Source organism: Nonomuraea monospora (genome assembly GCF_039531895.1).
GTDB classification, from domain to species: Bacteria; Actinomycetota; Actinomycetes; order Streptosporangiales; family Streptosporangiaceae; genus Nonomuraea; species Nonomuraea monospora.
This window is the reverse complement of sequence record NZ_BAAAQX010000013.1, coordinates 138457-150748: the sequence shown is the minus strand read 5'-3', so window position 1 is coordinate 150748 and position 12292 is coordinate 138457. Positions and strand designations below refer to the sequence as shown.

Annotated in this window: 15 protein-coding genes; all 15 read right to left on the bottom strand. The window is 73.9% G+C overall.

What is annotated here, in order from left to right; all coding sequences use genetic code 11:
• Positions 1-84 precede the first annotated feature (84 nt).
• The 15 genes from ABD331_RS25720 to ABD331_RS25650 all read right to left on the bottom strand — a co-directional run bounded on the left by ABD331_RS25720 (position 85) and on the right by ABD331_RS25650 (position 12236).
• Positions 85-822 (bottom strand): hypothetical protein, encoded by a 738-nt coding sequence (locus tag ABD331_RS25720; protein ID WP_344479485.1) that lies wholly within the window; start codon positions 820-822, stop codon positions 85-87.
• Positions 823-866: 44 nt separating this feature from the next.
• Entirely contained in the window at positions 867-1079 is a 213-nt protein-coding gene (locus ABD331_RS25715) for a hypothetical protein (RefSeq protein WP_344479482.1), read from the bottom strand.
• 37 nt (positions 1080-1116) lie between these two features.
• Entirely contained in the window at positions 1117-1467 is a 351-nt protein-coding gene (locus ABD331_RS25710; protein ID WP_225269803.1) for a nuclear transport factor 2 family protein, read from the bottom strand.
• Between the two features lie 5 nt (positions 1468-1472).
• The gene (locus ABD331_RS25705) at positions 1473-1790 is read right to left on the bottom strand and encodes a DUF3140 domain-containing protein (RefSeq protein WP_344479475.1); all 318 of its coding nucleotides are present in this window, start codon (positions 1788-1790) and stop codon (positions 1473-1475) included.
• Positions 1791-1933: 143 nt separating this feature from the next.
• Complete coding sequence (locus ABD331_RS25700) at positions 1934-2176, bottom strand: YdeI/OmpD-associated family protein (protein WP_344479472.1); 243 nt, start codon at positions 2174-2176, stop codon at positions 1934-1936.
• 95 nt (positions 2177-2271) lie between these two features.
• Positions 2272-4029 (bottom strand): ABC transporter ATP-binding protein, encoded by a 1758-nt coding sequence (locus tag ABD331_RS25695; protein ID WP_344479469.1) that lies wholly within the window; start codon positions 4027-4029, stop codon positions 2272-2274.
• Entirely contained in the window at positions 3998-4603 is a 606-nt protein-coding gene (locus tag ABD331_RS25690) for a lasso peptide biosynthesis B2 protein (protein WP_344479466.1), read from the bottom strand. Before ABD331_RS25690 ends, ABD331_RS25695 begins: the two co-directional genes overlap by 32 nt.
• Positions 4600-4863: a lasso peptide biosynthesis PqqD family chaperone gene (locus ABD331_RS25685; protein ID WP_344479463.1), complete on the bottom strand. Its 264-nt coding sequence runs from the start codon at positions 4861-4863 to the stop codon at positions 4600-4602. The genes ABD331_RS25690 and ABD331_RS25685 overlap by 4 nt, the downstream gene beginning before the upstream one ends.
• Positions 4860-6749, bottom strand: a complete 1890-nt coding sequence (locus ABD331_RS25680) for an asparagine synthase-related protein (RefSeq protein WP_344479460.1) — start codon at positions 6747-6749, stop codon at positions 4860-4862. The genes ABD331_RS25685 and ABD331_RS25680 overlap by 4 nt, the downstream gene beginning before the upstream one ends.
• A gap of 18 nt (positions 6750-6767) precedes the next feature.
• Positions 6768-6887 (bottom strand): lasso RiPP family leader peptide-containing protein, encoded by a 120-nt coding sequence (locus tag ABD331_RS25675; protein WP_344479457.1) that lies wholly within the window; start codon positions 6885-6887, stop codon positions 6768-6770.
• Between the two features lie 330 nt (positions 6888-7217).
• Positions 7218-8234 carry a LacI family DNA-binding transcriptional regulator gene (locus ABD331_RS25670; protein WP_344479454.1) on the bottom strand — a complete coding sequence of 339 codons (1017 nt, stop codon included), beginning with the start codon at positions 8232-8234 and terminating at the stop codon, positions 7218-7220.
• 80 nt (positions 8235-8314) lie between these two features.
• Entirely contained in the window at positions 8315-8584 is a 270-nt protein-coding gene (locus ABD331_RS25665; RefSeq protein ID WP_344479452.1) for a sulfurtransferase TusA family protein, read from the bottom strand.
• A 19-nt stretch (positions 8585-8603) separates the two neighbouring features.
• Positions 8604-9452, bottom strand: coding sequence for a LysR family transcriptional regulator (locus ABD331_RS25660; RefSeq protein WP_344479449.1), 849 nt, complete (start codon positions 9450-9452; stop codon positions 8604-8606).
• The gene (locus ABD331_RS25655; protein ID WP_344479446.1) at positions 9449-10144 is read right to left on the bottom strand and encodes a CTP synthase C-terminal region-related (seleno)protein; all 696 of its coding nucleotides are present in this window, start codon (positions 10142-10144) and stop codon (positions 9449-9451) included. The genes ABD331_RS25660 and ABD331_RS25655 overlap by 4 nt, the downstream gene beginning before the upstream one ends.
• 55 nt (positions 10145-10199) lie before the next feature.
• Complete coding sequence (locus ABD331_RS25650; protein WP_344479444.1) at positions 10200-12236, bottom strand: sensor histidine kinase; 2037 nt, start codon at positions 12234-12236, stop codon at positions 10200-10202.
• Positions 12237-12292: the final 56 nt, after the last annotated feature.

Below are 12292 nucleotides of genomic sequence, written 5' to 3'. Positions count from 1 at the left end.
GACCGCGCGCCGAGTCAACAGTACGCACCCGACACGCCCGCGCCGCACCGGGCTCGAAGGCCGAGCCGTCCTCACAGACAGGGCTCAGAGGCCGAGCCGGTCCCGCAGCAGCTCGACCGGCAGGTGCGGCACCGTGGCCTCGCCGAACTCGGGCAGCCCCACCAGCAGCTCCTCCTCGGCCGCGTGCAGCCCCGCCACGGCCGCGTACCCCCTGCTCACCCGCGGCTCGATGTTGTAGTAGCTGCCGTTGCCGTACTGGATGCGCACGCTCTCCACCGCCGGCCGGGCGCTGGCCAGGCAGGCCCCCATCGGCAGCCCCAGCTCGGTCGGCGAGGTGAGGGTGTGGGCGTTGCCGGCCACGACCAGCGCGGGCTCGATGCGCGCGGCCAGCACCCGCTCCGCCATGAGCGCGTCCCGCTGCGACCAGTCGCCGGTGAACATCCCCCCGTCGAACAGCGTGACCGTCAGCTCGGGGATGGCTTTGAGCATCGCGAAGTGCCCCGCCGTCACGCGCCCGTCGCCGAGCCACCACAGCGGATGGTCGAGCCCCGTGCCGTCGGACAGGTAGACGTCGAGCTGCGGCTTCAGGTTCTCCGGCCATTCGAGGGCGAGGTGGGTCAGGCCGAGCGCCCGCATCAGCCCGAGGACGATCAGCGGGTTCTCCCTGACGCCGTGCACCTCGCCGAGCAGCAGCAGCCCCGTCTCCTCCAGCGAGCGTCTGGCCCGGTCGAGGGCGGTCTTCTCGATCGGCAGCGTGTAGTCGTCCGTGCGGAATTCGGCGACGGCCTCCAGCAGGCCGCTCAGCGTGTCGACGCCTGGCATGTCTCCACAGTGTTCGTCGCGGTCGCTGAGCGCAACCGTCAGGATTACTGGGTCGAGAGACGTTCGAACAGCGCCAGAGCCGCCTGCCTGACCTCCTCGGGCGTGACACCGTCCAGGGTCTGCCTGGCGTCGGCGATGTCGCGCGTGGTGGCCAGCGTGATCGCCACGGAAGAGGCGGCGGCGCGGTCGATCGATCCCGTCGGGGCGGCGTCAGCCAGTTCCTGGGCGCTCGCGGCGAGGTCGAGGTTGTCTCTCAACGGATCTCCTCGGGTGAAGACGGTTCGGCCCATTGCATCATCTGGCATCGTGCCGCATCCACCATTCGGTGAATTCCCGGCATCGCCCGTCGGGAGCGAACCGTATCACCCAGAGGTTGCTGTACGTCTTGTCCGGGTACGTCGTGACTCCCTGGATGACGCTCACGTCCTCCGTCACACTCACCGGATGCCACTCGAAGGTGGCCTCACCAGGCTTGTCCTGCCGGCCCAGCCACTCGCGGACGATGTCGTCGCGCCCCTGCCACGGCGAGCTGTACGGCTCGGTGTAGTAGACGGCGTCTTCAGTGAACAGGGCGGCGATGTCGTCGGGATCGTTGGAGTTCCACGCGCGTACGTAGCCCTCGATCCACGGGTGCGGCTGGACCATCCGGGTCATCCTCTCAGTGGGTCGTGGCCGACGGACATCAGCTCGCGCCGCGACTCGTCGTCCGTACGGTCGCCCAGCGTCTCGACCAGCTCCACGACCTGACGCATCACGTCGAGATCGTTCTTGGTGAGGTCGCCCTTGCGCTTGCTCAGGACATGCAGCACGCCCCGGCCCAGCTCGTCGATGCCCAGGTCGGGGTCGGGCGGGAAACCCTCCTCGTCGGAGGCGTCGGCGAGCAGGTACGCGCGCAGCTCCTCGGAGTTCATGTTGACCGCCCGGTGGAACTCTTCCCACAGCATGTCGGTGTCAAAGCCCTCAGTCATACTCGCCCGCCTACCCGTCAGGTCTCGCGTTACGCCCCTGTGACATTCCGGCCGCAGCCCCACACCGCCCAGGCTGTCGGCCCGCCCTTCCCAGACGGTCCGGCCACGCCGCCCAGGCCGTCAGCCTGCGCTCTCCCAGGCGGTCATGCCACGCCGTCTGCGAGTTCGGCCACCGTGTCGGCGACGCGCCGCTGCCGGGTCTCGGGCTTCTTGGCGCCCTCGACGTTCAGCACGTGCCACCGCTTGCGCGAGCAGGACAGGCTCTCGAAGAACTTCTTGGCCTCGGGCGCCGCGTCGAGTGCCGCGGCCAGGTCGTCGGGCACCGTCACCTCGCGGGGTGCGGTGTCCAGTGTGACCTCCACCTCGACCTCGTCGCCCGCCGCCACGCCGCAGCCCTGCCGGTTCTCGGCGCGCCGTTGATCGTCACGGTGACGGCGGGCCGCTTGCCGCCGCCCAGCTCATCGACCACTGGTGCGACAGCTCAGCGGGCGAACGCGCGGAAGACGGGGCTGGTCGCCAGCAGCTCGTCGTACGTGCCCTCCGCCGACACCCGGCCCTGGTCGAGCACCAGGATCCGGTCGGCCGTGCGGATGGTGGACAGCCGGTGCGCGATGGTCAGCAGGGCGCTCTCCCTGGCCAGGGCCGTGGTGGTGGCGGCGAGCGCGGCTTCGGCGGCCGGGTCGAGGTGGGCGGTGGGCTCGTCCATGAGCAGCAGGCGGGGGCGGGGCAGCAGGGCGCGCGCGATGGCCACGCGCTGCCGCTCGCCGCCGGACAGCAGCGCGCCGTGCTCGCCGACCGGCGAGTCCAGCCCGCCGGGCAGCCGCTCGACCACGGGACGCAGCCCGGCCAGGTCGACGACGTGCTCGACGCGGGCGTCGTCCGCGTGCGGGAGCGCGTAGACGATGTTGTCGCGCAGCGTGCCGTGCAGCAGCGGGGCGTCCTGCTCCACCACGCCGATGCGGGCCCGGCAGGCTTGGCGGCCCAGCAGGTCGGCGGGGACGCCGTCGAACAGGATGACGCCCGAGTCCGGGTCGTGGAACCGGCCCGCCAGGGCGAAGATCGTGGACTTGCCCGCGCCCGAGGCGCCGACCAGGGCGATGTGGGCGTGCTCGGGGACGCTGAAGGAGACGCCCCTGAGCACGCGACGACCCGGATAGCCGAACCACACGTCGCGGAACGCCAGCGCCGCCGGCGGCCCTGCCTCGTGGAGCGGTGGGGGCTCTGGCGCGGCGGACGGTTCGGGGCGGTCGCGTTCGACGGGCAGCTCCATGATCTCGTGGACGCGTTGCAGCGCCCCCAGCGCCCGCCGCACCGTGGCGAGCCCCTCGAACAGCGCGGCCACGGGCACCACGAGGAAGAGCGCGTACATCAGCACCGCCACGAGATCGCCCAGCGAGGTGGTCCCGGTGGCCACCCGGATGCCGCCGACGAACAACATCACCAGGAACGAGCCGTTGGCCGCCAGCGCCATGACCGGATGCACGGCGGCGGTGAGCTTCGCCGCCCGCACCCCGGCCGAGCAGGCCTCCCGCGCGGCGGCGCCGATGGCGGCGCTCTCCCGCTCCTCGGCCCGGCAGACCCGCACCGTGCGGATGGCGCTCAGGGCGCGGTCCAGCTCGGCGCCGACCGCCCCCACCCCCGCCTGCACCCGCTCGGACGCCGTGCGGATGCCGGACAGCGCGACCTCGACGAGGGCGGCGGCGACGGCGATCACGATCAGGATGAACGTGAACAGGACCGGGTCCAGCCACACCATCAGGGCGATGGCGGCGGCGGCGGTCAGCGCGCTGGTGGCGACGTCCACCGCGGTGTCGGCGACGACCTCGCGCAACTGGCCGACGTCGGCGGTGACGCGGGTGACGAGGTCGGCTCTGCGGCGGCGGGCGTACTCGGCCATCGGCAGCCGCAGCAGCCGCCCGATCAGCGCGGTGCGCAGGCGCAGCAGGAGGTGCTCCGCGGTGCGGCCCAGCACGTAACGGCCGGACGCCTCGACGGCGGCCTGCGCGGCGAACAGGGCGGCCAGCGCGGCGAGGGCTCCGCCGAACGGGCGGCCCGCGCCGGCGGCGTCGATGGCGTTCTTGGCCAGCAGCGGCTGCGCCATGCCGAGCCCGGTGCCGATCAGGCTGAGCACCGCCGCCACGGCCATGGCCGGGCGGTGCGCGGTGGTGAGCCGCAGCAGGTGCCTGACGCCGACCCGCTCCGGCGGCTCAGGACTCGGCACGGCGACCGGTGCCGTCATCACCAGGCGGACTCGGCGGCGGGACATCGGGGCGGTGGCGGTCCGGTGGTGGGTCGGCGGCGCGCTGGGGGCTCAGTGGTGGGACATCGGTGCTGTGCGGGCACGACGGTGGGACGGGGGTGCGGGGATGGCTCGGCAGCGGGGCGACGGTGCGGGGGACGGCGCGGTGGAGCGGGGGGACGACGATGGTGCGGTGGTAGCTCGCGGGCGGCTCGTCGACGGGCCGGTTGCCCGCCTCGACCCAGGCGTGCGCCGCGAACGGATGCACCCGCACCCCCGCACACCAGGTCGGCCACGAGCCGCGCATCCGGCACAGCAGCGCGGTGGCGATCGAACGCGGCAGGCACCCCTCACCGGCGCAGGACAGGCTGACGGCCATCACCGCGTCCCTGGCCGCCTTGGCCTGCGAGGCGGTCGCGGGCGGGGCCCCGCGCCGGGCGAGTTCGAGCACGGCCCGGATGCGGGCGGGCGGCAGCCGTCCGATGAGATGCGCGGCGCCCACGGCGGCCAGCGCGGGCGGGCGGCGCCACCAGGGCAGGCGGGTGCGGGGAGCGGGGGTCATGGGAACGCTCACGGGAGGCTCGTCTCGTCGATCAGGTCGGCGGCGCGCAGCCGCGCGAGGAGGGCTTCGACGTCGGCTTCGGCGGTGGGCGCGGCACCGGGGTGGGCGCGCGCCAGCTCGCGGGCCGCCTCGGCGGGGCCGCCGCCCGACAGCAGGCTGCGCAGCACGAGCACCGCGGTGGCGTTGAGCTGGCGGTAGCGGCCGTTGCGTTCGTCGAGCAGCACGGCGGCGTCGTCGGCCTCGGTCATGGTGACGCCGGGGCGTAGCCTCATCGGTCGGGGCCTTCCTGTGCGGGTCGGGTGCGGGGTGGCGGGGGCAGGGCGCGCAGCCAGTTCTCCATCGCGATGAACCGTTCGAGGTCGTCGCCGGGATCGTCGGTGGTGGGGGTGCGCAGGACGGCGCGGCGCAGCGCGGCGGGGTCGGCGAGGCCGAGTGCGGCCAGCCGGGAGCCCTCGGCCAGGGCCAGGAGCTGGTCGCGGTGGCGGCGCAGGCCGTCGAAGAAGGTGAAGGAGAACTCGCCCTTGGTGGTGCGGCTCAGGCACTGGGCCGGGACCCGGCCGGCCATGGCGGCGACGGTCAGCGGCTTGTACGCGCCGGGCCGGGCGCGGTGGTCGACGCGGATGGCCAGGCAGGCGTCGATGACCGGGGTGTCCAGGTACGGGGTCTGCATGGCGGCGCCGTACCGGGCGGTCAGCCGTTGCGCGAGACGCAGGTCGGCGGCGCTGTCGCGGATGGCGGCCAGCGTCAGGTGCTGGGCGCGCGTGCCGGCCAGCGGTTCGGCGTGGGCGGCGGCCTGGCGGAGCAGGCGGGCGGCGGTCGCGGCGGCGTCGGGGTGCGTCCAGGAGGGCAGCCGGAGCGGCCATTCCCAGCCCAGGTCGGGCCGGTGCTCGGGCGGGTACGGGGCGGTGAGCAGGCCGGCCTGGCGGGCCAGCCACGACGGGTAGGAGCGGTGTCCGGCCAGCGCGGCCAGGCTGGCGGCCAGCGGCCAGCGGGACTTCGCGCGGCGCTCGCGCAGGTGCGGCCACCACGCCAGCGGGTGCCGCCTGGCCAGGTCGTGCAGGTAGCAGGGCGGCGGCAGGGTGACCTCGTCGCCGCCGTGCCCGGTCAGGTGCACGCTCGCGCCGTGCGCGGCCAGTCGCTCGGCGACGGTGCGCAGGTCCGCCACGTTGGACAGGACGCCCAGTGGCTCGTCCAGGCCGGTGACCGGTTCGGCGACGCGGGCGTACCGGCCGGGCAGCTCGCCGGGGGCGAGCACGAGGTGCTCGCCGTCCAGCAGCGCGGCGGCCTGGCGGGCCCAGCGCTCGTCGTCGTGGGCGAGGTCGAGGGCGCCGGAACGCACGGTGACCAGCCGCCCGGCACCTTCGCGCACCCCGGGGTGCAGGAGCGTGGGTGGGCGGGCCGTGTGTTCTCGTAGGGCGGTCTGGGCGAGGAAGCAGAGCGGGGTGGAGTCGAGCCCGCCGGACAGGTCGGCCGCGATCGTCCGCCCGTCGCGCACGCGGCAGGCGACCGCCTCGGCCACCGCCTGCCCCACCATCGGCGCGCCCTGACCCAGGTCGAGCCCGGGCTCGGGCGGCTGCCACCACCGCGTGGCCCGCACCGACCCGTCGCGGGACAGCAGCACGGCCTGGCCGGGCTCGACCGCGTGCACGCCGTTCCACATCGAGCCCGACAGGGGCGGCGGCACGAACGTCAGCAGCCGCGAGACCAGCCGGTCCTGGTTCACCTCGGCGCCGCGCCAGGCGGCCAGCACGTCGGCCCGGTCGGCGGCCACCGTGACACCGTCCAGCGTGGTGTGGAAGACGCGGCGCAGACCGGCGGCGTCGCCCCGGATCCGCGGCGCGCCGTCGACCACGGTGACCAGGTGGAAGCTGCCGGGCAGCCCGGCCACCACGTCCTCGGCGGCGCCGTGGTGGGTGAGGCGGGCCGCCCGGCGTTCCAGGTCGGTGGCGGTGACCGGGCTGTGGCCGATCACCGCCACCTGGATCGGGCCGAGCGTCACGCAGACGGGCGCCGGTGCGGTGAAGACACCGATCAGGCAGGGACGGCCGGAGGGGTGGCGCAAGGCCACCACGACCCCTGGCGATCGCACCAGCCCAGTCACCGCGACGTCGGCGGCGGCGCTGTCGGGCAGCACCGCGAACCAGTCATCCGCACGCATCGGCACCGATCACACTCCTCAGTGGAAGAGGCGGCGAAGCCAGTCGCGGTAGCGGTGCGGCCCGTGGCCGCGGGTGACCTCGGCGAAGTCACCTGCCTCCTCCATGGCCGGCGGCAGGTACGGAGCCTGCTTGTCCATCACGTTCTCCTCTCTTTGGTGAGATGCGTCCGGTTGACGCACCACTCCTCCCTCTCTAGCGCATCTAGCAGGAAAAATCGCATAGAGTAACTGTTATGTAACTTTGAGTTATGCTAAATGTGGTTACGATTCGCCGAATTTCGTATCTCGTTTAGGTATGGAGGTACTCAGGCCGTACGTCGGTGCCTCGGGGAGTATGGAGTCGCCTCGGCGCGGGGGACGCGGGGGCGACTCCCAGGGAAATGCCGCGAGGAGGGGACGGCACGTGTCACGGGCTCGGACGGGCGGTCTGCCAGCCGCGGTCCCGGCCCGCGACACGTGCCGAGCGGGTCACGAAGGCGAGGGTGCGGGCCCGGTGCTGCCACGTGGCGTGAGGATGGCGGCCTGGTCCTCGTAAGGCGGCACGTCCTCGCCCGCGATCAGCGCCAGCAGCCGCTGCGCCGCGTGCGCGCCGTAGGCGGGGATGTCGCGGGTGAGCGCGGTCAGCGGCGGCCTGACCACCTGGGCGAGCGGCGAGTCGTCCCAGGCCACGATGGACAGGTCGGCGGGCACCTCCACCCGCATCTCCTGCGCCACCGACAGGCCGGCCACGGCCATGATGTCGTTGTCGTAGACGATGGCGGTGGGCCGGTCGGGCGAGCTGAGCAGCCGCCTGGTGGCCCTGGCGCCCTCCTCGCCGGTGTAGTCGGTGTGCACGATGACGTGCTCCGCCACCCCTTCGCACGCCTGCGTGAACGCCTGGTCGCGTACCGTCGTGTGCACCAGCTCGGGCAGCCCGGCCACCCGCGCGATGCGGCGGTGCCCCAGCGCCCTCAGGTAGCCGACGGTCTCGCGGACGGCCTCGCCCTCCTCCGACCAGATGGCCGACAGCGAGCCCGACTGGGAGGGGTGGCCGATGACCACGGCCGGCATGCCGAGCCGTTCGAGCTCGGCCACGCGGGAGTCGTCGTAGTGCAGGTCCACGAGGAACACGCCGTCGATGCGGCTCTCGCCCCACCAGTGGCGGTAGACCTCGCTCTCCTGCTGGTGGCTGGTGACGACCTGGAGCAGCAGCGCGTACGAGCGGTCGCCGAGCACCCCTTCGATGCCGCTGATCAGCTCCATGAAGAACGGCTCGACGCCCAGGATGCGGGCCGGGCGGCACAGCGCGAGGCCCACGCAGTTGGCCCTGGCGCCGTTGAGCGCGCGGGCGGCGCTGTTGGGCCGCCAGCCGATCTCGTCGGCGATGGCGATGATCCTGGCCCGGGTCGCCTCCGACACCCCCGGTTGCCCGTTGAGCGCGTAGGAGACCGCCACCTTGGACACGCCGGCCCGGCTGGCGATGTCGGCGATCGTCGGTCGCTTCACCGGACTCCCTCTCTGAACCGGATAACCCTCCACACTCTAGGACACTGGCATGGTGCCCCTGCACAGCGGCCGTTAACCGCTTAAGTCGCATGCCAGGGCCGGGAATCCTGGGTCTCCTTGGCGGCCTCGGCCACCCGCAGCGCGAACGTCGGCCGCTGGGAACCCTCCACCGGCCCCAGGTAGGTGTGCCCGGTCAGGTGGCACCACGCGGGCAGGTCCACCGGGGCGGCGGGGTCGGTGGCGATCAGGTGGATCACGGCGCCCGGCCCCGCGGCGCGCACGTGCGCCCGCAGCTCGATGAGCAACTGCACGCAGAGCTTGTCGCCGCCGTCGACCACCAGATCAGGCATGCGTATAGGAAACCACCACTCAGGCACCCGTGTGCGCGCGGGCCACTTGCGCGAAGGCGACGGCGGCGGGCAGCGGGTCGGCGGGCAGGGCGAGCAGGATCGTGCGCAGCGACGGGGGCTCCAGGGGCAGGGCGGCGACCCCGGTGAGGCGGGCGGGCAGCGACAGCTCCGGCATGATGCTCACCCCGAGGCCCTCGGCCACCATGGCGAGGATGCTGCCGGTGTCCCGCACCCGGTAGTGGCAGCGCCAGCTCACCCCGAGGCCCCTGATCAGCGGCTCGCACCCGCCCGTGGACATGATGAACGGATGCCGCGCCAGCTCGGCGACCGGCACCGACGGCCCGGCGCTCAAAGCGTGCCCGCTGGGCACGACGGCCAGCAGCCGGTCCCGCGCCAGGGGCCTGGTGACCAGCTCCGGGTCGGAACCGGTGACCGTGCCGACGTCGGCCGCGCCCGTCCGCAGCCAGTCCAGCACCTCCTCGTCCGACCCCTCGATCACCGCGAGCCGCACCCGCGGATGCGCCTCGCCGAACCTGCGCAGGATCGGCGGCAGCAGCCGGGCGTTGGCGCTCGGCACGACGCCGACGCGCAGCACCCCGCCGTCCTGCCCGCGCGCCGCCGCGGCCTCCTGCTCCAGCGCTTCGAGCTGCGCGAGGATCAGCGTGGCCCGGCGGCGCACGGCCTGCCCGGCAGCGGTCAGCGCCACCCCCTGCGGGCTCCTGACCAGCAGGGTCACGCCCAGCTCCCGCTCCAGCGCGCGCAGCGCGTGGCTGACGGCCGACTGCGTGGTGTCCAGCTCCTCGGCGGCGCGCGTCATGTTGCCCGTACGCGCGACCGCCGCGAGGATCCTGAGCTGGGTGAACGTCATAGCGCCGCGCTGAGCAGCCCCGTCACCAGCGGATGCGGCGACCCGGGCGCCGACCTGGTCTGCGGGACGTACAGGGTGGCCAGGTAGAACGGGTGGCCGGGCAGCTCCAGCACGCGGGCGTCGCCGTCGCCGTCCACCCCGGTCACCAGCAGGCCGCCGTCGTGCAGGGTGTCGCGGTGGGCGGGGTCGAGGCCGAAGTCGCAGTAGTACTCCTCCTCGGCGCCGGTCGCGCCGTAGAGTGCCGCGGCGCGGGAGCCTTTCGCGAGCGTCACGGGCATCGTCCTGCCCGCGAGCGAGCAGGCCAGCTCGGAGACGAACAGGGTGGAGGCGTACGGGTCGTACTCGGCGTGCCCGGCCTCCGCGAAGCCGAGCACGTTCCTGGCGTACTCGATCACCATGTGCTGGAGGCCGCCGCACGTGCCCAGCGTGGGCACGCCGTTCTCGCGCCCGAGCCGCAGCGCGGCCAGCGCGCCCGCCAGGCTCTGGTACGGGCTGCCGGGCGCGCACCACAACACGTCGGCCGCCGCCACCCGCGCCAGGTCCCGCTCCAGCGGCTCGGTCGCCAGCCACCGCACGTCCACCTCGACGCCCAGGCGGTCGGCGGAGTGGCGCAGCGCGTCGTCGGTCGCGGGGTGCGGCGGGAAGGCGGGGTCGTGGTCGCCGATGACGGCGACCCGCAACGTATCGGTCATGCGGGCCACTATGCGTCGCTCCGGCCATGAACTCCCATACCGGAGGCCGCGCCCGTCATGAGCGGATGCTCATGCCGGCGGTCAGGAGCGGGAGCATGACCTCGACGCGGGTGCCCGCGCCCGGCTCGCCCGTCACCACGCAGATGCCGCCCAGCTCCGCCGCCCGTTCCCGCATCGAGCCCAGCCCCACGCCCGCGCGGTGCGAGGCGGGCAGGCCCTTGCCGTCGTCGGCGATGAGCACGCGCAGCATCGGCTCCTCCCGCTGCAGCGCGATCCGGGCGCGGGACGCCTCGGCGTGCCGGCGGATGTTGGTGAGCGCCTCCTGGACGATGCGGTAGACGGCCACCTCCACGGCGGCGGGCAGGTCCTCCAGGTCGCCTTCGACGGCCACCTCGATCTCGGTGCCGGGCGAGGACTGCCCGGCCAGGTCGCGGACGGCGCGGGCGAGGCCGAGGTCGTCGAGGGCGGGCGGGCGCAGGCCGTACACCAGCTCGCGGATGTCGCCGGTCACGGCGCTCATGCCGGCGTGCAGCTCGCGCAGCAGCTCGTCGGCCGCCTCGGGGGAGCTCTTGAGGCTGAGCCGGGCCATGTTGATGGTCATGGCCATGGCGGACAGGGTCTGGCCGAGGCCGTCGTGCAGGTCGCGGCGCAGGCGGCGGCGCTCCTCCTCCCTGGCGGTCAGGATGCGCTCGCGGGAGCGTTGCAGGTCGGCCGCCATGCGCACGGCGTGCGCCACGTCCGCCGCGTACGGGGTGAGCGTGGCCAGCACGCGCTCGTTGTGGGCGGCGGGGAAGCGGCGCGGCCCCGGCGGCCCGACGAGCAGGCGGCCGACGCGCGACCCGTGCCAGATCAGCGGCACCTCGCGGGGTTCCGCTCCGACGCGGCCGCTCTCCACGTAGCGGGGCTCGCCGTCGGCCACCTCGACGGCGACGCCTTCGACGGCGAGCCCGTCGCGCAGCACGCTGACCACGGAGTTCAGCGCTCTGGCCGGGTCGGCGCCGCGCACGGCCTGGGTGAGCCGCTCGGCCAGCACGCCGGGGTCGCCGACGGCGCCGTACAGGAGCCGGTCCACGGCCCGCTGCAGCGCGCGGCGCAGCGGCTGGAAGAAGGCGCCGGCGAACAGCGCGGCGGCGATCCCGGCGACCTGGTGGTAGCCGGAGACGACCAGGCTCGACAGGGTGCCGGCGCCGAAGTAGACGAGGCTGACCACGACGATGACGCCGGCCGCCACGATGGCCCGGCTGATCACGGTGTCGATGCCGTAGAGCCGGTACCGCATCACGGAGAACGCCACCGCGAACGGGATGGCCGCCGCCCACGCGATGGCCGGCCACATGAACACCGGCGAGATCGCGGCGCCGATCAGGAACACGATGTATCCGGCGAACGCGAACAGCGGCCAGCCGATCTGCCGCCGTTCGGCCGGGCCTGCGCCGCGCAGCCGCGACGCCAGCGACAGCGCGGCCAGCGCCATCGCGGTGTAGATGCCCGCCCAGCCGACCGTCGCGATCGTTTCCGCGTAGGGCGTCAGCGCGGGGATCTGCAGCGGGTTGGGGATGACCGCGGGGTACGGGTATCCCTCGACGCGCGGCGCCCTGAACAGGTACTGGACGGCGGCGGCGCTGATCGAGACGCAGCCCAGCCACAGCGCGGGCCGCCACCGCTTGGACGGCAGGCGCCCGTCCGGCGAGTACAGCGGCAGCACCATCGTGAGCGACAGCCCGCACACCGCCCACCCGAGCCGCAGCGGCACCCGCAGCCAGCCTGCCAGCGCGAGGTCGCCGCCGGCGGCGGAGGCGAACATCAGCGCGCTCGACACGTCGCTGACGGCCGCGGCCAGCCCGCCGACGCACATGAGCCAGGCCATGTTGAGCCGGGGCCGGTGGTAGATGAGGAAGGCGCCGACGGCGGGGAAGGTGAGGGTGACGGCCGACTGGGGGCTGACGGTGACGTCGGGCGCCCACTCCGTGGGCAGCCGCGCCCACACCAGGTACGCCGTCACGGACAGGATCGGCGAGGCCACGGCCATGACCGACGCGACCACGACCGGGCCCGTCAGGCGTCCACGCTGATGCTCCGCGAGTTCGGCCATCGTGCTCTGTCCCCGCTCCTGTCCTGGCCCCGCGAAACGGGCGGGGCCAGGACAGA

Coding starts and splice junctions, on each gene's coding strand:
- ABD331_RS25675 (WP_344479457.1), bottom strand. CDS start 6,887: ATGGACAAGCAGGCTCCGTACCTGCCGCCGGCCATGGAGGAGGCAGGT.
- ABD331_RS25710 (WP_225269803.1), bottom strand. CDS start 1,467: ATGGTCCAGCCGCACCCGTGGATCGAGGGCTACGTACGCGCGTGGAAC.
- ABD331_RS25660 (WP_344479449.1), bottom strand. CDS start 9,452: ATGACGTTCACCCAGCTCAGGATCCTCGCGGCGGTCGCGCGTACGGGC.
- ABD331_RS25665 (WP_344479452.1), bottom strand. CDS start 8,584: ATGCCTGATCTGGTGGTCGACGGCGGCGACAAGCTCTGCGTGCAGTTG.
- ABD331_RS25680 (WP_344479460.1), bottom strand. CDS start 6,749: ATGCGTGCGGATGACTGGTTCGCGGTGCTGCCCGACAGCGCCGCCGCC.
- ABD331_RS25685 (WP_344479463.1), bottom strand. CDS start 4,863: ATGAGGCTACGCCCCGGCGTCACCATGACCGAGGCCGACGACGCCGCC.
- ABD331_RS25655 (WP_344479446.1), bottom strand. CDS start 10,144: ATGACCGATACGTTGCGGGTCGCCGTCATCGGCGACCACGACCCCGCC.
- ABD331_RS25695 (WP_344479469.1), bottom strand. CDS start 4,029: ATGACGGCACCGGTCGCCGTGCCGAGTCCTGAGCCGCCGGAGCGGGTC.
- ABD331_RS25650 (WP_344479444.1), bottom strand. CDS start 12,236: ATGGCCGAACTCGCGGAGCATCAGCGTGGACGCCTGACGGGCCCGGTC.
- ABD331_RS25720 (WP_344479485.1), bottom strand. CDS start 822: ATGCCAGGCGTCGACACGCTGAGCGGCCTGCTGGAGGCCGTCGCCGAA.
- ABD331_RS25705 (WP_344479475.1), bottom strand. CDS start 1,790: ATGACTGAGGGCTTTGACACCGACATGCTGTGGGAAGAGTTCCACCGG.